General features: G+C 71.7%; 14 protein-coding genes. 5 read left to right on the top strand and 9 right to left on the bottom strand.

Going from position 1 to position 17989, the window contains the following annotated elements; translation table 11 throughout:
* Nucleotides 1–15 precede the first annotated feature (15 nt).
* Genes IEY88_RS39470 through IEY88_RS39460 form a run of 3 tightly spaced genes read left to right on the top strand, consistent with a single transcriptional unit; the run spans nucleotide 16 to nucleotide 6751 of the window.
* A complete protein-coding gene (locus IEY88_RS39470) occupies nucleotides 16–1488 on the top strand; it encodes a DUF2397 domain-containing protein (protein WP_189160040.1) in 1473 nt (490 codons plus the stop codon).
* On the top strand, nucleotides 1485–2681 hold the full coding sequence (locus IEY88_RS39465) for a TIGR02678 family protein (protein WP_189160039.1): 1197 nt from the start codon (nucleotides 1485–1487) through the stop codon (nucleotides 2679–2681). The genes IEY88_RS39470 and IEY88_RS39465 overlap by 4 nt, the downstream gene beginning before the upstream one ends.
* Nucleotides 2678–6751: a TIGR02680 family protein gene (locus tag IEY88_RS39460; RefSeq protein WP_189160038.1), complete on the top strand. Its 4074-nt coding sequence runs from the start codon at nucleotides 2678–2680 to the stop codon at nucleotides 6749–6751. The genes IEY88_RS39465 and IEY88_RS39460 overlap by 4 nt, the downstream gene beginning before the upstream one ends.
* Here the strand turns inward: IEY88_RS39460 and IEY88_RS39455 are convergent.
* Both IEY88_RS39455 and IEY88_RS39450 read right to left on the bottom strand, forming a co-directional pair.
* A complete protein-coding gene (locus tag IEY88_RS39455; RefSeq protein ID WP_189160037.1) occupies nucleotides 6748–7488 on the bottom strand; it encodes a maleylpyruvate isomerase family mycothiol-dependent enzyme in 741 nt (246 codons plus the stop codon). The genes IEY88_RS39460 and IEY88_RS39455 overlap by 4 nt on opposite strands.
* Complete coding sequence (locus IEY88_RS39450; protein WP_189160036.1) at nucleotides 7485–8096, bottom strand: TetR/AcrR family transcriptional regulator; 612 nt, start codon at nucleotides 8094–8096, stop codon at nucleotides 7485–7487. The genes IEY88_RS39455 and IEY88_RS39450 overlap by 4 nt, the downstream gene beginning before the upstream one ends.
* 126 nt (nucleotides 8097–8222) lie before the next feature.
* Here IEY88_RS39450 and IEY88_RS39445 point away from each other — a divergent pair, with 126 nt between their 5' ends.
* Together IEY88_RS39445 and IEY88_RS39440 are read left to right on the top strand one after the other, a co-directional pair.
* Entirely contained in the window at nucleotides 8223–9233 is a 1011-nt protein-coding gene (locus tag IEY88_RS39445; RefSeq protein ID WP_229694192.1) for a DUF2399 domain-containing protein, read from the top strand.
* Between the two features lie 47 nt (nucleotides 9234–9280).
* Nucleotides 9281–10873 carry a hypothetical protein gene (locus tag IEY88_RS39440; protein WP_189160034.1) on the top strand — a complete coding sequence of 531 codons (1593 nt, stop codon included), beginning with the start codon at nucleotides 9281–9283 and terminating at the stop codon, nucleotides 10871–10873.
* Here the strand turns inward: IEY88_RS39440 and IEY88_RS39435 are convergent, their stop codons facing one another.
* From IEY88_RS39435 to IEY88_RS39405, 7 genes are all read right to left on the bottom strand, one after another.
* Nucleotides 10874–12019, bottom strand: a complete 1146-nt coding sequence (locus IEY88_RS39435) for a WXG100-like domain-containing protein (protein ID WP_189160033.1) — start codon at nucleotides 12017–12019, stop codon at nucleotides 10874–10876. It abuts the gene before it with no gap.
* Nucleotides 12020–12022: 3 nt separating this feature from the next.
* Nucleotides 12023–12331, bottom strand: a complete 309-nt coding sequence (locus IEY88_RS39430; protein ID WP_189160032.1) for a WXG100 family type VII secretion target — start codon at nucleotides 12329–12331, stop codon at nucleotides 12023–12025.
* Nucleotides 12328–12609 carry a YbaB/EbfC family nucleoid-associated protein gene (locus IEY88_RS39425; RefSeq protein ID WP_189160031.1) on the bottom strand — a complete coding sequence of 94 codons (282 nt, stop codon included), beginning with the start codon at nucleotides 12607–12609 and terminating at the stop codon, nucleotides 12328–12330. The genes IEY88_RS39430 and IEY88_RS39425 overlap by 4 nt, the downstream gene beginning before the upstream one ends.
* 98 nt (nucleotides 12610–12707) lie before the next feature.
* Complete coding sequence (nudC, locus tag IEY88_RS39420) at nucleotides 12708–13655, bottom strand: NAD(+) diphosphatase (protein WP_189160030.1); 948 nt, start codon at nucleotides 13653–13655, stop codon at nucleotides 12708–12710.
* The gene (locus IEY88_RS39415; RefSeq protein ID WP_189160029.1) at nucleotides 13652–15040 is read right to left on the bottom strand and encodes a M16 family metallopeptidase; all 1389 of its coding nucleotides are present in this window, start codon (nucleotides 15038–15040) and stop codon (nucleotides 13652–13654) included. The genes nudC and IEY88_RS39415 overlap by 4 nt, the downstream gene beginning before the upstream one ends.
* Nucleotides 15037–16320 (bottom strand): M16 family metallopeptidase, encoded by a 1284-nt coding sequence (locus IEY88_RS39410; protein ID WP_189160028.1) that lies wholly within the window; start codon nucleotides 16318–16320, stop codon nucleotides 15037–15039. The genes IEY88_RS39415 and IEY88_RS39410 overlap by 4 nt, the downstream gene beginning before the upstream one ends.
* Nucleotides 16321–16329: 9 nt before the next feature.
* Complete coding sequence (locus tag IEY88_RS39405) at nucleotides 16330–17949, bottom strand: DUF2207 domain-containing protein (protein WP_229694183.1); 1620 nt, start codon at nucleotides 17947–17949, stop codon at nucleotides 16330–16332.
* Nucleotides 17950–17989: the final 40 nt, after the last annotated feature.

Here is a 17989-nt window from a genome sequence, read left to right as displayed (position 1 = left end):
TTAGGGTGGCCGCTCGTGGAGCACAAGCGGCTGAAGTTGTACGCCTATCTGGACGCGCGCGATCATCAGCGCACGTACCTGGCGATCATGCGGCTGTTCACCTCCACGCTGCTCGCGGACCTGAGCGCGGGCGAGGTCGCCGGAGCGCTGGCCGGGCAGGAGCGCGAGGGCCGCGTCGAGCAGGGCGAGAGCCGCATCGAGAACGTCATCAACCGCCTCAAGCAGCTGGTCGAGTGGGGCAACCTCGTCCAGGGCCGGCGTGAGGTCGTCGCGGCCAGCATCGCCGAGTTCCAGCACGGCAGCGTCCGCTACCAGGTCTCCAAGCTCGCCGTCCGCGTCCAGCGCGACGTCGACGAGCTGCTGCGCGTCCCGGAAGGCGCCCGCGAGGTCTCCCGCGAGCTGCTCCCCGCCATCGAACGCGGCCTCAACGAGCTGGGCGGGTCGCTCAGCGTCGCGCTGCTCAACGAGGGCGACAAGACCAAGGAGCTGCTGGCCGAACGCGTCACCACGCTGTTCCTGCAGCACGCCGAGCTCGCGGCGACGGTCCGCGACTTCTACGCCTACCTCGGCCAGGTCGTCACGCGGAACCACCTGGCACCCGAGGAGATCGCGGGCTTCCGGAACCTGCTGGTCGAGTACATCCAGCGGGTGGTCGAGGACGTCCTGAAGTTCACGCCCCCGATCGCCACGGCGCTGGCAGGGCTCACGAAGGCCCGCACCGAGCTCCTGCGCCTGCTCGGCACCGACCTCGGCCAGAACGTCGAACGCGCCCGCGGCCGCACGCCGGAGGACTGGCAGGAGCTGACGGACTGGTTCGTCGACCGTCCCGGCCGTCCGTCGCAGGTCACGGCGCTGCGCGAAGCCACGGCCCGCGCCATCGGCAGTCTCCTGGCGAGCGTCAAAAGGGCCACGTCCGGTGGTGGGCTGCTGCCCGGACGACGTGCGGAACTGCTGAAGCTCGCGCGCTGGTTCGACGACTCGACCAGGGAGGAGGCGCACGAGATCTACGCCTCCGCGTTCGGCCTCTACAGCGCCCGCCACCTCTCCCCCGCGCCCGAACACGACTCGGACAACGAGCGCACGGCGTGGCGCGACGGCCCGGTCTGCGACGTCACCGTGAGCGTGCGAACCCGAGGCGACCGGGGTGGCCGCGGCAGGCCGTCCCGGATCCTCGACGACCCGATGACCGAGCAGTCGCTGCTCGCGGAGGCGCGGGAGGCGGACGAGATCCGCGCGCGGCACGTCGCGGAACTGACGAAGGCCGCCGGGAACCTGGAGAACACCACGCTCACGCACGGCGCGTTGGAGGTCTTCTGCGAGCTGCTGACGCTCGCGATGGCCCAGCGCGACTCGCCGAACGACAGCGGATCGGCCAGCGACCCCGTGCGCGGCCTCAAACTCGAGATCGCCCACGGCACGACGACCCAGATCAGGTCGGCCGCCGGGACGCTCACCCTGCACGACGCGACGGTGGCCCTGAAGCGATGAACCACTTGGACAACCTCTCCGACATCGACGCCGCCAACGTGGTGCGGTGCGCGCGAACGTTGCTGCGCAGGCCGTTGCTGCGTTCCGACGGCCCGGACGGCGAGCTGCTCAGCCTCGTCTACCGGCACCGCGCGACGCTGCAGGACCTGTTCGCTGGCCTGCTCGGTTACCGGCTCGTCGTCGAACGCCGGTTCGCGCGCCTCTACAAGTCGGGTCCCGGCAACGACGACACGCGTGGCCTGCTCAGCATGTCCCCGCGCGGCTACGCGTACCTGGCTCTCACCCTTGCGGTGCTGACGGGCATCGGCCGCCAGACGCTGCTCTCCCGGCTCGTGGCCGACATCCGTTCCGCCGCGGTGGAAGCGGGCATCGACGCACCGGACGACATCTCCGAACGGCGTGCGCTCACCGCGGCCCTGCGCCACCTCGTCTCCTTGGGCGTGCTGCACGAGACCGAGGGTTCGGTCGCGCAGGACGTGCTGCCCCAGGAAGCGCTGATCACGATCGACACCGACCTGCTGGGCCAGCTCGTCACGGGCCCGGTCGGCGAGGCCCAGGACCCGGCGCACCTCGTCGAACTGGCCGCGCGCCCCGGTCCGCGCGGCATCGAGCACGCGGTGCGGCGCAGGCTCGTCGAGACGCCGCTGGTGCTCTACGCGGACCTGCCGGACGAGCAGGCGGAGTGGCTGCGCCGCAACCAGCGCAAGGAAACGGCGTTGCTGGAGCAGGCTTTCGGCCTGCACACCGAGTGCCGGGTCGAGGGCGTGCTCGCCGCCGACCCCGAGGACTTCCTGACCGACCTGTCGTTCCCCGGCGTCTCGACGGTCGCGCGCATCACGCTGCTAGCCTTGCCGGACCTGCTCGACAGCGAGGACGAGGACGCGCCGGCACGGTACGTCGTCACCGCGGAACGCCTGCGCGAGGTCTGCGCCGGGCTGGTCGAGGACTACCCCGCGGCGTGGTCGAAGCAGTTCACCGACGACCTCGACCGGCTGGTCGCCGAGGTGACAGAGCTGTTGCGCCGCATGGGACTGGCCGCGCGGACGGACGACGGCTCGTGGTCGGTCAGCGCGGCCGCGCACCGCTGGCTGCCGTCCCCCGACGGCGACCCGGAACGAGAGCAACAACCGGAACCCGTTGTGGTGCAAGAGGTACCGAGCTGGTCCCTGTTCGACGAGGAGAACGTTTCATGAGCAGGTGGCGGCTGCACCGCGGCGGCGTGGTCAACATCTGGCAGTACACCGAGCAGACGTTCGACTTCTCCGGTGGCCGCGCGATCTTCCAGGGCACCAACGGTTCCGGCAAGTCCCGCACGCTGGAGCTGCTGCTCCCGCTGTGCCTCGACGGCGACCTGCGCCAGGTCGGCTCCAAGGGTTTCGACACGGTCAGCCTGCGGCGCCTCATGCTGGACGACTACGACGGCGGCCCGAACCGCATCGGCTACACGTGGGTCGAGCTGGTTCGGGAGGCCGCCGACCACAGCGGCAACGAGTACCTGACGTGCGGGCTGGGCGTGAAGGCGTCGAAGACCTCGCAGGCCATCACGGACTCGTGGCGGTTCGTCACGCCCCTGCGCGTCGGCACGGAACTGCAGCTCGCGGGCGCCGAGCGCGTTCCACACGGCCCGGCGCAGCTGCGGGACCTCATCGGCGCGGACTGCATGTTCGAGGAGCCGGCGTTCCGCGCGAAGATCGCCGAGACCGTCTACGGCGTGCCCGCGGCGCGGTACGGCGACCTGCTGCACCTCCAGCGGACGCTGCGCAACCCGGACGTCGGCCTGAAGGTGCTGGAGGGGCAGCTCGAACAGATCCTCAGCGACGCGCTGCCGCCGCTGGACCAGGCGATGGTCGAGCAGCTCGCGACGTCGTTCGACGACCTGGAGTCGATCCGCGAGAACATCGTGCGACTGTCCTCTGCGGACAGTGCGTTGAGCACGTTCCTCAAGACCTACCGCGACTACGCGTTCGGCGGCCTCCGCAGCGCCTCCGAACGGCTGGAGGCCGCCGAGAAGTCCGTGGCGAGGCTGCAGCGCGAGCAGTCGAAGCTCACGCAGGAGCTCGACCTCACGCGGATGGAGCGCGCGGCGTCCGAGCAGGCGCTGACCGACATGGAGACCGGCGAGCAGCAGGCCGAGGAGACCATCGCGGCGCTGAAGGAACTGCCGGCGTTCCGCGACCTGCAGGACCTGAAGACGCGCGAGAACCTGGTGGCGGAGAAGCGTTCCTCCGCCGTCGCCGCTCTCGAGACCGCCCACCGCCAGCGCGCGCAGGAGGACGCGGCCGTCGACACCGTGCTGCGGCTGCTCCAGCGCCTCGCGGAGGACCTCCAGGCCGCCGACGCGCTGAGCGAACCGTTGCGCGAGAACCTGCGCCTCGCGGGCATGGACCCCGACCTCGCACCGGACGTCCCGCAGGTCCCGGCCGCCGAGGCCACGGTGACCACGGCGGCCGTGCGCGCCAAGCCGGATCCCGAGGCCGGGCCGCTGCCGATCGAACGCCGCGTGCCGCCCGCTGCCGCCACCGAGGACGTGCTAACCGCGCTGACGTCGGTCGTCGACCAGGCGTCCGGCATCGCTTCCCTTGCCCGCCAACGGGGTGCGCTCGCGCTGGCCCTGCACGAGCAGGCGCTCGCCCTGGACGCGCAGCAGCGCGAGGTCGAGTCGTTGCGGCAGAAGGCCCGCGACGCCCAGCTCGGCGCGACCGAGTCGACGTCGATGCGCAACCAGGAGGTGCAGGAGCTGGCCGAGGTCGTGCAGACCTGGCTGGAGCAGGTCGAGGTGTGGACGTCGAGCGGCCCGCTGCTCGACGAACGTCCCGCCGCGGCGTTGACGCTGCCGCGGACCGCGGATCCGGCCGCCGCGAAGGCGTTGAGCGCCCGCGCCCGCGAATGGGCCGGCCCGCTCGTGCAGACGGCTCGCGACGCCGCCCACGCGTTCACCCAGCAGCGCACCGACCTGCGCACGAGGCTCGACACGCTGGACGAGGAGCTCGTCGGCCTGCGTTCGGGCAACGAGCGCGTGCCGGTGCCGGGCCAGTACACGTCGGCGGACCGCGACACCGCGGTCGGCGCGCCCTTTTACCGCCTGGTCGACTTCGTGCCGGCGCTGACCGACGACGAACGCGCGGGGCTCGAAGCCGCGCTGCAGGCCAGCGGTCTGCTGGACGCCTGGGTGACCCCGGCCGACGCCGACCTGAGCGACGTCCTGGCCGTGCCGAGGCCCGCGGCCGAGGGCAGGACGCTGGCCGACTACCTGGTGCCGGCCGTCGAGGGCTCACCGGTGCCGGAGGCGTTCGTCGCCGACCTGCTGCGGGCCGTGTCGCTGGACGACATGACCACCACCGGCGACTGGCGCACGGGCGTGCTGACCGGCCGCTGGACCAAGCCCGAGGCCGAGTTCATCGGCGCGGGCGCGCGGGAGGCCGCCCGCAGCCGTCGAATCGGTGCCCTGGAAGAGGAACTCGCCGATCTGCGCGCCCAGCTCGGCACCGCCGAGGACGAACTGGCCCGCGCCCACGAACACGTTGCCACCTGGGAGGCGCACCTCGCGGCGTTCCCCGGCGACGGCGAGCTGATCGCGAAGCACAGCCGCGTCCAGGCCGCCGAGGAGTCGGCCGCGCGGGCGCAGCAGCGCACGTTCGAGCTGCGGGACGCCCTGGAGGACGCCCAGTCCCGGCTGGAGGCGGCTCGCAGCGAGCTGACCAGGCAGGCGGGCGACGCCGACCTGTCGTCCGACACCGAGGCGCTGCGCCAGGCCCAGTCCGCGGCGGCGGAGGCCCGCAGGACCGCCGACCTGCTCGGTGACGCGGTGAGGAGGCGTTGCCAGGGCACGATCTCCGACCTCACCGACGCCTCGCACCGCTACCACGAGGCCGTCGCCGACCGGCAGACCGCGGAGGCCGACGCCGACACCCGCTGCGTCGACCACGCGGCGCAGGCCGGGACGCTGGCCGAGCTGACGGACGCCGTCGGCGGTGAGGCCAAGGAGATCAGCGAGCAGCTCACGTCGCTGGAGAAGTCGCGTAAGAAGATGCGTGTGGACCTCAAGGGCGTGCGCGAGAGCATCACGACCGCACGTGAGCAGGCGGCGAAGCTGGAAGCGTTGCTGGAAACCAACTCCACGCAGGTCACCGAGTCCGAGGAAGGGCTCGCGCGGGCGTCCGCGAACTTCGGGGCGACGGTGCGGGCGCCGGGGCTGGTGGTGGCCGCGTTCCCGGAGATGGCCGACGGCACCGCGAGCCAGGAGGGTGCGCAGCCCACCGGTACCACCCTGGAAGCCACGGTCCGCCAGGCCGTCGCCGACACCCCCGACCGCCGTGGCGGCACCGAGGCGACCGTGATCGCGAGACTCCAGGCCCTCCAGACGTCACTGGCCGGCAGCCACGACATCGCCGCCGAACAGCACGCGGGCCTGCTCACCGTGACCGTGACCGGCGAGGAGGGCGCGAAGCCCGTCGCCGTCGCCGCCCGCCAGGTGACGACGAGGCTGGCCGAGCAGCGCGGGTTCCTCGACGAGCAGTACCAGGGCATCTTCGCCGACTACCTGATCCGCGACCTGGCCGAGTGGCTGCGCGGTCAGATCACCGTCGCCGAGGACCTGACCAAGCGCATGAACGAGGTGCTCGGCCAGGCCCGGTCGAGCCAGGGCGTGCACGTCAAGCTGTCGTGGAAGTCGTCGAGCGCGCTGGACGACGCGACGCGGCAAGCGCTTGCGCTGGTGCGGCTGCCGTTCGGCGAACGCACGCCGGAGCAGGACGCGACGTTGCGGCGCGTCTTCACCGAACGGATCGAGAACGAGCGGGACACTCACTCCGGTGGCTACGCCGAGATCCTGTCGCGCGCGCTCGACTACCGGACGTGGCACCAGTTCACGGTGACCGTCGCGGACACGGGCCCGGACGGCAACCCGCGCGAACGGCGGCTCAAGCAGCTGTCGTCCGGCGAGACCCGGCTGATCTCGTACGTGACGCTGTTCGCGGCGGCGGCGAGCTTCTACGACGCCGTGAGCGACGAGTTCGACCCGCTGCGCCTGGTGCTGCTGGACGAGGCCTTCGAACGGCTCGACGACCCGACCATCGCGCGCATGCTGGGGCTGCTGGTCGACCTCGACATGGACTGGGTGATCACCTGGCCGTCCGGCTGGGGCGTGTCGGACAAGATCCCGCGCATGCACATCTTCGACGTGCTGCGCCCCAAGAACGGCCGGGGCGTCGCGTGCACGCAGACCACGTGGGACGGCGCGGCGCTGGACCGGATCGACCCCTAGAAAGGCACTTCGGTGTCGAGCGGGGCGGTCCCACGCCCGGAGAGCGCGCGGCAGAACTCGACCGCGTCGAACTCCAGTTCCGGACCGCTCTCGCCCCAACTGCCGCCCGCGGGCCCGGTCAGCCGCAACCGGACCGGGCTGCCCAGCCGTTCGAACCACTCGCGCACGACGTCGTCGACCAGCACACCGTCGTGCTCGGCGGTCAGCACCATGGGCGCACCGGTGGCCCGCGCGATGTCGGTGCGGTGCATCCACGGGTCGCGGGTCATGATCACGTCGGACAGGAACCCGAGCGTCCACGCCTCCTCACGCCCGTTGACGAGCTGGGCGGCTGGCATCTTCTGCCTGCGCAAGATCCACGGCATGCGCCGCCGCGCCTTGACCGCTTTCGGCGCCACCTCGGCGTAGCGGGCGGCGATGGCGGCGGGAGCCATGTCCGCGCGCTCGTCCACCTGCAGGCCGGTCAGCTCGTCGATGAACACCCCGCCACGCGCCTGCGCGGCCTTGACCTGCCGCATGCTCTCGCGCATCGACGCGGACATCTCGGCCATCCCGAGCATGTGCGCGGCCATCGCGCGGACGTCCCACGCGGGACAGTCCGTGGGCCTGCTCCAGTCCTGTGTGGACAGACTGGCGAGCAGTGCGGCGACGCGGTCGTACTCGGTCTCGGCCAGCCGCAACGCGACGTCGCGGTCGAGTGCGGGTGTGCGGGGTCTGGCGGCAAGGGCGGAGGTCATCTCGGGCTCCTCAGTGACGGTCCGGGCAGGCCGACTTCGTCGGCGAACATGTCGATCACGCGCGGCAGCTGACGCACCCAGCGGTCCCCGCCGGGCTCGTTGGCGAGTTGCCGGTCGAGCAGGCCACCGCACAGGGCCAGGAGGAGGTCGGCATCCGCGGTGTCGGTGACACCGAGGCCGCGCAACGTCTCCTGCAGCAGGCCCATCACTTCGACGGACGGCGCGTAGGCCGCATCCGAGGGCGTGAAGCCGGGGATGGCGTGCTGGTTGAGCAGCTGGTAGCGGGCGGCGTCGGCGAGCGAGAACGCGAAGAAGTGCTCGGCGATGACCAGCACCGCCCGGCGCGGCTCCTCCGGCAGCCGGCGCTCGCGCATCTCGGCGAGGTAGAGCGTCCAGGCCTGCCCGAACATCGCGTCGTAGATCGCGTTCTTCGAGTCGAAGTGCGAGTACAGCGACGGCGACCGCATGCCGATCATGGCCGCGACCTCGCGCAACGTCACGGCACCCAGCCCGTCGCGCCGCGCGATCTCCCACGCGGCGTCGACGATCTCCTGCCGAGTTGCCTCACGCCGTTCGGCTTGCCTATCACGATTAGGCAGAACGCTCATGGTTAGGAAGAGTCCGCTTCGGGACTCCTCCTGTCAAGGCCTTGAGCTAGCTGAACGCGGCGGAGTCCAGCGGTCGTACCGGCATCGGCGCACGGCGAACCAGGAAACTAGGGTGGTGGCGTGAACATGGACCAGCCCGAGCTCGCGGAGTTCTGGCGTCTCGCACGGGAGACGGCGGAAGGCGGCGGCCGTTCCGCGTTCAGCTTCCGCGTCGAGGACGCGAGCACCGCCACCGTCCTGGGTGAGTTGCTGCGCAAGCCGATCGACCACCCGGCCCGTCGCCAGATCTCGTTGGCACGCCTGGACGAACACATCCGCGCGCACGGCAGCTCGTTGCCCGAGGTGCTGGAATCGGTGCACGGCAAGCCACTCGGCATGTCGACGTCGCAGGAGTCGTCGACCGCGGACGCCGTGCTGAAGTTCGCGTTGCGCGAGCACGGGTTGCTGTCCCGCCCGTGGGCCGCCGAGTGGGTCGAGCACGTCCGCCGGTACGGCAAGATCCCGCAGCCCGCGTTGCCGATGATCGCGAACCAGGCTGCGGCGATTCTGGCCCGGCTCGGCACCGAGCCGCGGCAGTGGACCACGCGGTTCGCCTTGGCGGGCAACGACCTGGACGACGGCCGTCCGCTGGCCCGCGTTGTCGCGAAGGCGCTCCAGCTGGCCGGCTTGAACTGGGAACGTGCCGGGGTGCTGCCGGACGCGTACAGCAATCCCGTCCTCACCTCGCAGGGTTACCTGACGCTCAACGACTCGCTGGCAGCACAGGAGATCACGGTTGTCCGGTCACCTCGCCTGCTCGAATCCGGTGTGCCCGGACCGTTGATGGTGCTGCCGGACGGGCTGACGACGCAGGCCCGGCACCACCTCGACGGCAAGACGGTCCGGTGCCACAACGACTTCACGCCCGACGGCATCCGCACGGCCAACGAGGTCCTCGCCTGGACGGGCGGGACGGCGTGGCGGATGTCCGCGGCCGACTACCGCGAGGCCGTGGCCACGTTGATCGCGCGCGGTGTGGAGCTGCCGACGCTGAACAGCCGCCCGGAGACCGCGAGCTGGGATCCCGACCTGGCGGACACCATGGCCACCACGGGGTTGATGGTCACCGAGGAGCACCTGCTGCCGTCACTGCTCTGACGGCCGGCTCGTCCGCACGGCGCAGCGACTTGCGCCAAGATGGGCGAATGAAACCGCACCACTGGCCCTTCGTCGCGCTGGGCGTGGCGGCCGCCGCCGCGATCACGTTCGTGGTCGTCGCGGGTAGCGAGATGCCTGCGGTCAACATGGCGGTCCTGGTCGGGGTGCCGCTCGTGGTGATGTACCTCGCGCATCTGGTGTCGCGGCGCGCGGCGGGCAAGGTGCTGTTCGAGTTCCGGGTGGACCCGCGGCCGAGTTGGTACACCGACGCGGTCGAGGTCAAGGACGGTGGCCTGGAGATCACGGCGGTGTCCGGTGGTGGGCGGATCGCGTCCAGCGGGCCCACCAAGGTGTTCTACGGCTTCGGCGACCTGCTCGGCATCAGCACTCGGCCGGCGGTGCCCGGCGAGGCGCCGTGGATCACGCTGACGGACGGGCGCGGGGTGCCGGTGCCGGCGGGCGACGTCGTGGTGCTGCGGACCACCTCGGGCGAGCAGGTGCTGCCGGTCGAGGAGCCGCAGGAGTTCGTCTCTCTGGTGCGGTCCAAGGTGTCCGGGCTGGCCGAGGTGCATTCCGGTGCCACGCCTGCCGCAAACCAGGAGGTCGGTCAGGCGCCGCCTCCCGGTGGGGCGCGGACCACGCCGGTCGAGGGGCCGGTCGTGTCGCTTACCGGGCCGTCGCTCGCCGTCCGGTGGCTGGCCGGTGCGACGCTCGCCCTGGCCGGAACCGTGGTGCTGCCGGCGGTCGCGTTGATCACGACACCCGGTGTGGCATGGGTCGCGCCCGCGATCGCCGGTGTGGTGTGGGTGCTGAACCGCACCGTGCCGCGGACCTGGGGCCGGGTGGCGTTCCTCGCGGTGCCGGCGACCGTGTTCTGGTTGGTGGGCAAGGGTGGCTACGCCTGGATCCCCGTGGTTCTGGTGCTGTGCCCGCTGCTGGGGTACCTCGGCGGGCGGATGTTCCGGCTGGGCGCGGGTCTCGGACGCACCGTCGAGGTGCGCGTCCCGCTGCGCGACGGCGCGTCGCTGTACGTGCAGCGGGATCGGTTGGTGCACAAGCTGAACAGGTCGCACGACGGCGGCGTCCACCCTCAGGCGCTGTGGCTCGGCGACCTCACGCTGGTGCAACCGGGCACCTCGCCGGACCTGCACGCGTGGCCGGTGCCCGGTGGCGTCCGGACACCGGTCGGCAACGGTCCGATGCTGCGCCTGGTGGCGCGGCCGCAGCAGTGGATCCTGCCGGTGGAGCAGGCCGGTGAGCTCGCCGAGCTCATCCGGTCGCGCCGGGGAACGCCGGGCCGGGTCGAACGGATGTCCGTCGAGGAGTGGCGCGACCTGCACCGGTGGGCGGTCCGGCGGACGACCGCCAACCGGCGAGGCAACTACGCGACCGCCGGCATCGGCTGGCGGCTGGTCGCCGCGGCCGTCAGCGGCAGTTTCGCCTGGATGTTCCTGACCATCGGGCTCACCGTCGGGATCCTGGTGACGGTGCCGCTGACCGCCGGGCTGCTGCTCGACTGGTGGCGGGTGCGTGGCCGGATGCGGCTGGCCGAGCACGCCGTGCTGCCGCCGGACAGCTCGGACTGGGGCGAGATCCGTGCGGACCACGCCCCGATCCCGGGCTGGCAGCCCTGGCGGTGACTACTGCGCCGGCGGGTCGGGCAGGTCGAGCCGGCCCACCATCCGCGGCGGGTTCGCCGAGGACCTGACCTGGTAGTCGCTGTCCTCGGGGTCGTTGACGTTGTTCGGGCCACCCTCGGCCGGGATGTACGTGCTCGCGTTGTCCGACCGCCAGCCGCCCTCGTACGGGTTGCCGTCGATGTTGGCGCGCGTGGTCGACCCGTCCGGGGTCTGGAAGGTGTGGCCCTGGGTGTTCGCGCCCGCCGTGTACTGGCCGTCCGGTGACGTCCCGGTCTCCCAGGTCTGGCTGAGCCCCTCGTGCCTGCCGCTCATGCCACCGACCGCACCACCGACGCCTCCCGACACACCGCCGGAGAGGATCGCGGAACCGAAGTCCTCCGCGCTGACCTTGCCGTGCGCGAGGTTGTTCAGCACGTTGCCACCCGCACCCGCGACGGCACCCTCCACCGCGCCACGGCCGGCCGCCTGCACGAAGTTGCCGCTCGCGTTGCCGAGCGCACCGCTGCCGACGCCGACCGCTCCCGACGCGACACCGGCGGCGACGCCCGCGATGCCCGCGTCGACGGTCTTGCCGACGTCCCACGACTTCCGCTCGCCCGTGGCGAACTGGAGACCCTGGACGGCCGCGTCGACGCCGACGTTGATCGCGACGTTGATGATGATCTGCCGCAGCAACTGCTGGAAGATCGTCTGGATGGTGATGCGGGTCGCCGCCTGCGCGATCGGGATGCCCGCGGTCGAGGTGCCGAACGTGGCCACCGCCGAGGCGATCATCGCGGCGATCTGCGCGGCCAGGATGATCAGGGCGGCGATGATGCTGAGCTTCGTGTACTCGACGCCCAGCGCCGCGTTGTCGCAGCCCTTCGCGAGGTCGGCGCAGATCTGCTGCAGGTTGACGAGGTAGGCGTCGCCCTCGGTGTAGGACTTCCAGTACTCCTCGAACTTCTCCGCCGTCTGCCCGCTCATGCAGCCCAGTGCGGCCGTCGAGGCGCTGTTGCCGTCGCCGAGGACCTCGCCGACCGCTTTCTCGGCGGCCTGCCACGCGTCGCGCATCAGGCGCAGCCTGTCCTCGTCGCCCTCGGGCCACTTCGCGCCGACCACGATCGGCGTCAGCCACTGGACGGCGCCGGGAATCTCGATGCCCATGACTCACCTGCCCCCGAGCGACCTGCGATTGGCCTGGTCGACGGCCTCCCAGGTGTCCGCGGAGGCGTCGAGGCCCTCGCGGATCGAGTGGATGCCCTCGGTCAGCGCCGGGAACGCCTGCCGCGCCTGGTCCGCGATGGGCAGGTAGGATTTCGCGAACTCCTGGCCCGCCTCGTCGCCGCCCCAGCAACCGTTGTTGGCGTCGAGCACGGCCCGCAACGCCTCCCAGGCGGTCTGCAGCTTGTCGCCCGCCGCAGAGAACTTCGGCGACTGCGAGCGCAACGCCGTCGGGTCCACCTCGAAGCCCGTCACCACCGACCCCCGCGACGGTCCATGAAGGACTCCGGCGGCTCGTCGTCGCCCGACGGTCTCGGCGCCGGCTGCACGATCGGCGGCGGCGCGGGGATGAGGCCACCGGCGTTGACCGTCACCTCGACCAGACCGTCCTGCGAACGCGCGCGGCCGACCTCGGCCATCGCCTCGGCCTGCGCCTGCCTGAGCTGGGCGGTCTGCTGTTCGAGGTTCGCCAGCATCGTGTCGACCTGGCCGCGCAAAGCAGCGTTGCGCGCTTCGAGCTCCGGGTTGTTCATCCTCAGACCACACCCGGATGCGGCCGTTCGGCGCAACCCGGCTAGGGCCTGTGTCGAAGTCTGGCCCGGCTATCGCGGACCAGACTTCGACACAGGCCCTACGCCTGGTGGGACCAGCTCTCCAGCATCCGGAACGCGATCGACGCGCCACCGGCGAGCCCGAGCCCCGGCACGCTTCCCGGCTCGTCGATGGCCTTGCGGACGTCGGCCCGCGACACCCACTTGGCCTCCGCGATCTCCCCCTCGGCGAGCCGCAACGGCTCCGCGGGGTCGGCCACGGCCTCGAACCCGATCATCAGCGACCGCGGGAACGGCCACGGCTGGGACCCGAGGTACCGGATGTCCCGGACGGCGATGCCGACCTCCTCGAAGATCTCGCGCGCCACGCAGGCCTCGAGCGACTCGCCGGCCTCGACGAACCCGGCCAGCACGGAGAACCTGCCCTCCGGCCACTCCGGTCCGCGTGCGACGAGCACCTGCTCCGCGCCGTCGTGCACGAGGCAGATCACAGCCGAGTCGGTACGCGGGTACTCCTCGCGCTCACAGCCGGAGCAGACCGACGTCCAGCCGGACTTCTCCAGCACCGTCCTGGCGCCGCACTTGGCGCAGTACTTGCCGATCCGGTGCCACTGGAACAGCGCGGCGGCCGTCGTGAACAGCCCGGCCGACGTGTCGTCCAGGGTCGCGCCGGCCTGCCGCAGGTCGAGCCACTGCGGCTCGTCCGTGAGCTCCGGCGGGCCCCACGCCCTGCTGGCGGGCACCGCCTCGCCGTCCTGCGCGGGCATCAGCACGGCGAAGTACGCCACGCCGTCCTGCTCACCGAGCAGGACGGCGTTCACGGGCGGCTGGTCGCCGAACTCGAGCGCCGGCCGGTCGGCCAGCCGCGTGCCGCGATCGGCGACCAGGGTGCGGCCGCGCGTGTCCACGACGATCATCCGGGCCTTGGGCCAGAGCGCGGCGAGCTTCTCCTCGTCGCCGCGCAACGGCTCGGACCGGTCGACCGTGGACCGCGACAGCGCGGGCAGACCGGCTAGGTCGAAACTCACTGGAACGAGACCCCGCCCAGCGCCGACAGCTTCGGCTTGAGCTGCTCGGCGTCACCGACGAGCACACCGGTGAAGTTGCCCGGCGCGAAGAACTCCAGCGCGGCCGCGGCCACCTGCTCGGGCGTGACGGCCTGCAGGCGCTGCGGGTGCGCGACGAGCCAGTCGAGGCCGAGGCCCAGCGCGACGAGGTTCACCAGGAAAGACGCCAGACCGCCCTGCGAGGACGTGCTGGTGAGCAGCGTGCCGATCGCGTAGCTGCGCGCGGTGTCCACTTCGGACTCCGACGGCGGCACGAGGCCGAGGCGCGCCAGCTCGTAGCGCGTCTCCAGCAACGCCGCCGCCGTCACGTCGGACGCCGTGTCCGCGTCGACCATCAGCGTCGCGCCGTGCACGGTGAACTCGGGGTGCGAGCGCGCGCTGTAGGTGTAGCCCTTGTCCTCGCGGATGTTCTCGACCAGGCGCGACGAGAAGAACCCGCCGTAGACCAGGTTCGCGAGCTGCAGCGCCGGGTAGCGCTCGTCGGTGCGCGGGATGGCCTGCGCCGCCAGGCGGATCTGCGACTGCACGGCACCGGCGCGGTGCACGAGCACCACGTCGCCACCGGACACCCGCGGCAGCGGCGGCAGCTGGACGGCCTCGCCGTCGCCCTGCCACGCCGCGAGCGCCTCGCCGATCTGGGCCACGGCGTCGGACGGGTCGACGTCGCCGACGACGACCAGCACCGAGCCGCGCGGCAGCAGTGCCTTGCCGTGCAACGCCACCACGTCTTCGCGAGTGACGCCGGCGACCTCGTCGGCCTGCGGCATCTCCTTCGCGTACGGGTGGTCGCCGTACAGCACCTTCTGCAGCGCCTCGCGCGCGATGACGCTCGGCTGCGACCGGGCGATCGTGATGCGCTCGACGAGACGGACGCGCTCGCGCTCCACCTCGTCGGCCGGGTACGACGCGTTCGTCAGGACGTCGGCGAGCACCTCCAGCACGGTGCCGAGGCCGGTGGCCAGGGCGTTGCCGGTGAAGCTCAGGCGCTCCGGGTCGACCACGGCGTCGAGCTCGCCGCCGACCAGGGCCAGTTCGGTGTCGATCTGCACGCGCGAGCGCTTCTCGGTGCCCGTGAGCACGGTGTTCGCGAGGATCTCGGCCACCGCGGAGTGCCGGGAGCCGGTGCTGGTGCCGGCCGGGTCCGCGAACGGGACGCGCAGCCGCACCTCGACCATCGGCACGGTGGCGCGGCGGACCGCGATCACGCGCAGGCCGTTCGGCAGCGTGGTGTCCACAGTGGACAGCTCGGCGGCCGCCTTCTGCGAGCCCAGCTCCGGAAGCGGACGCGGGCCCGTCTCGGTGCGGCCGATCTCGTCAGCCGAACGATGGGTCTTGGCCGCGGTCACTGAGATCCTCCGGTGGGCTTGACGAAGAGAAGGGCGCGGGAGTCGGGACGCAGCGCCTTGGCCGCGGCGGACACCTCGTCGACGGTCACCGAGGCGATCCGGCGGGGGAGTTCGTAGATCAGCTCGGCGCGGCCGAACAGCAACTCGGCCGAGCCGAGGCCCAGCGTGCGGTTCGTGAGCCGGTCGTGCTCCTTGTGCATGGTCGACGCCCAGCGGGCGGTGACCTTCGCGAGTTCCTCGGCCGACGGCGGCTCCTGCGCGAGCTTCTGCAGTTCCTCGTCGATGGCCGCGACGACCTGCTCGGCCGAGACCTCGGCCGCGTGGATCGCGGTGATGCTGAACGTGTCGGGGTCGCGGGCCTCGAGCGGGCCGAACAGGCCGCAGCCGGCGTTCAGGTCGATCACGATGCCCTCCTGGTGCACCAGGCGCTGCTGCAGGCGCGAGCCGTCGCCGTCCGCCAGCACGCCGGCGAGCACGAGGTAGGACAGGTAGCCGTCGATGTCCGTGGTCGGGTCCGGCACGCGGTAGCCGATCGCGATCGCGGGCAGCGGGGCCAGCGCGTCGCCGTGCTCGTGCCGCACCTCACCCTGCGGGCCGGGCTCGGCGAACGAGGGGCGCTCGGGCTTCGGCCGCGCGGGCACGTCGCCGAAGTGCTTCTCCACCAACGTCTTCGTGGTCTCGACGTCGAGGTCGCCCGCCACCGTCAGCACCGCGTTCGCCGGGCTGTAGTAGGTGTCGAAGAACTCCGCGCAGTCGTCGACCGTCGCGCTCTCCAGGTCGACGAAGTCGCCGTAGCCGTTGTGCGCGTTGGCGAACGTCTTGAACAGCACCGCGGGCAGGAGGATCCAGGGGAACCCGCCGTACGGGCGGTTCAGCACGTTGAGCCGGATCTCCTCCTTCACCACGTCGATCTGGTTGCGGAGGTTCTCCTCGGTGAGCTTCGGCGCGCGCATGCGGTCGGCTTCGAGGAACAGCGCCCGCTCCAGGGCCGCGCTCGGCAGCACCTGGTAGTAGTCGGTGTAGTCGGGGTGCGTGGACCCGTTGAACGTGCCGCCCGACGACTGCACGTGCCGGAAGTGGGCCAGCTTCTCCAGGCTCTCGCTGCCCTGGAACATCAGGTGCTCGAAGAGGTGCGCGAACCCGGTGCGCCCCTCCGGCTCGGAACGGAAGCCGACGTCGTAGTGCACGCTGACGCCGACGACCGGAGCGCCGGCGTCGGGGGCGAGCACCACCCGCAGGCCGTTGGGCAACGTGAACCTGTGCAGTTCGGGTGAGGCCATGCGGCAAGCCTACGGGTTCGGCGTCCGGAGCGATCGCAGGTGGCCCGCCTGGGCGAGCACGCCGTCGAGCGCCCCGAGGAACGCCGGGAAGCTGCGCCGGAAATCACTCGCGCCGCCATACCAGTAGAGGTCCTGCTGACTGAACGTGGAGAGCCAGCGCTCGGTCTCGCCGAGCACCACGGCGTAGGGCAGCGAGCGGGAGAACACGAGCTCGCGGTCGGCCTCCGGGACGTCGTCCCGCGTCACCCCGGCGAGATAACCGCGCAGGCCCCGGACGTGCTCGAGCAACTCGCTGCCGCGCTTGGTGCGGGCGGGCATCGACCGCGCGCCGAACGCCAGCGCGACGCCGCCGACCGCGACGACGAGCCCGAACAGGGCGTTGCCGATCGTCAGCGCCAGCACGACCGTGGCGGCCACGCCGAGCACCGCGACCACGATTCCCACCCACCAGAACAGGTTCCGCTCGGCGTCCGGGCGGCGCACGAACCAGCGCTTCTCGACTACGTCGGCGTAGAGCCGGTCGCGGACGTGCGCGAGGTCGATCTGCCGGCCGCGCAGCTCGGACACGCTCACCGCGTCCACGCCCTGGGGCAGAAGGGCTTCGCAGACGGCCTTCTCGTAACCGGACAGCGAGGCGTCCACCGGGTTGCGGCGCACGATCCGCCAGTCGTGGCCGTCCGTCTCGGTGATCCACAGGTAGTTGCGGACGGCGAGGTCGATGACCGTGGCGGTCACGTCGACCACGTCCACGTGCTCGTCGACGACCGTGCCGACCTGGCCCGGCAGCACGCCGTCGGGCGAGGCGAACGCGACCCTGTCGCCGTCGCGGACCAGCACGGACACCGCGCCGACCTCGCTCGCGAGCGCCCTCGCGTCCCGGCCGCGCAGGTACCACAGCAGCGCGACGCCGCCGAGCAGCAGCAGGAGCAGCCCGCCGAGCGCGGCACCGCTGACCAGCGTCAGCGCGAACGCCGCCGCCAGCCCCGACTGCTCGACCACGACGGCGTTGGGCGGCACGACCCCGGCGGACAGTCCGATCGCGACGTCGACGCGTTCACCGGCGCCGAGCTTGATCTCCTGCGCGCGCACGCCCTTGCCGTCCGCGAGGTCGGCGCTGGTGCACGGCTGCGAGGACCCGACCGGCCCGGCGAGGCAGTTGACCGACGTCGGGGAGTCGGGCGCGGAGAAGGAGACGGCGACCTTGTCCAGTTCGGCGTCCCAACCGCCCGCGACCTGCCAGCGGACCTCCAGCGCGTCACCGACGGGGGCGACGGCGCCGACGACCGTGTACGTCAGCGTGGAGTTGCCTTCGAGGGTGACGGTGAAGCTGTCGTCACTCGCCGAGGCGCTGCCCTTGCCCTCGACCTTCGCGTCGGTGACCTCGTACTGGCGCTCCAGGTCGTTGCCGACCGCGAGTCGCAAGGGGACGGTCCGCCTGACGGTCTTGCCCTCGGGCACCTGGACGGTCTCGGTGACGGAGAGCCGGGCGTCGCGCTCCAGCTTCATCCGGACCTCGGTGCTGACGGTGCCGGGAAGCGGCTGCGCGAGTGCGCCGGCGGCCGTCCCGGGAGACGTGACGGACGTCAGCGCGACGGCGACGGAGATCGCCGCACCCCAGTTCTTCAACACGGCTGCGGACAATAGCGGAGTCCTCATATGCTCCGGCGGA

The sequence above is a fragment of the Lentzea pudingi genome (assembly GCF_014646255.1).
Taxonomy (GTDB): Bacteria; Actinomycetota; Actinomycetes; order Mycobacteriales; family Pseudonocardiaceae; genus Lentzea; species Lentzea pudingi.
Note: the sequence above shows the minus strand (reverse complement) of the source record. Positions and strands in the feature narration are given on the sequence as shown.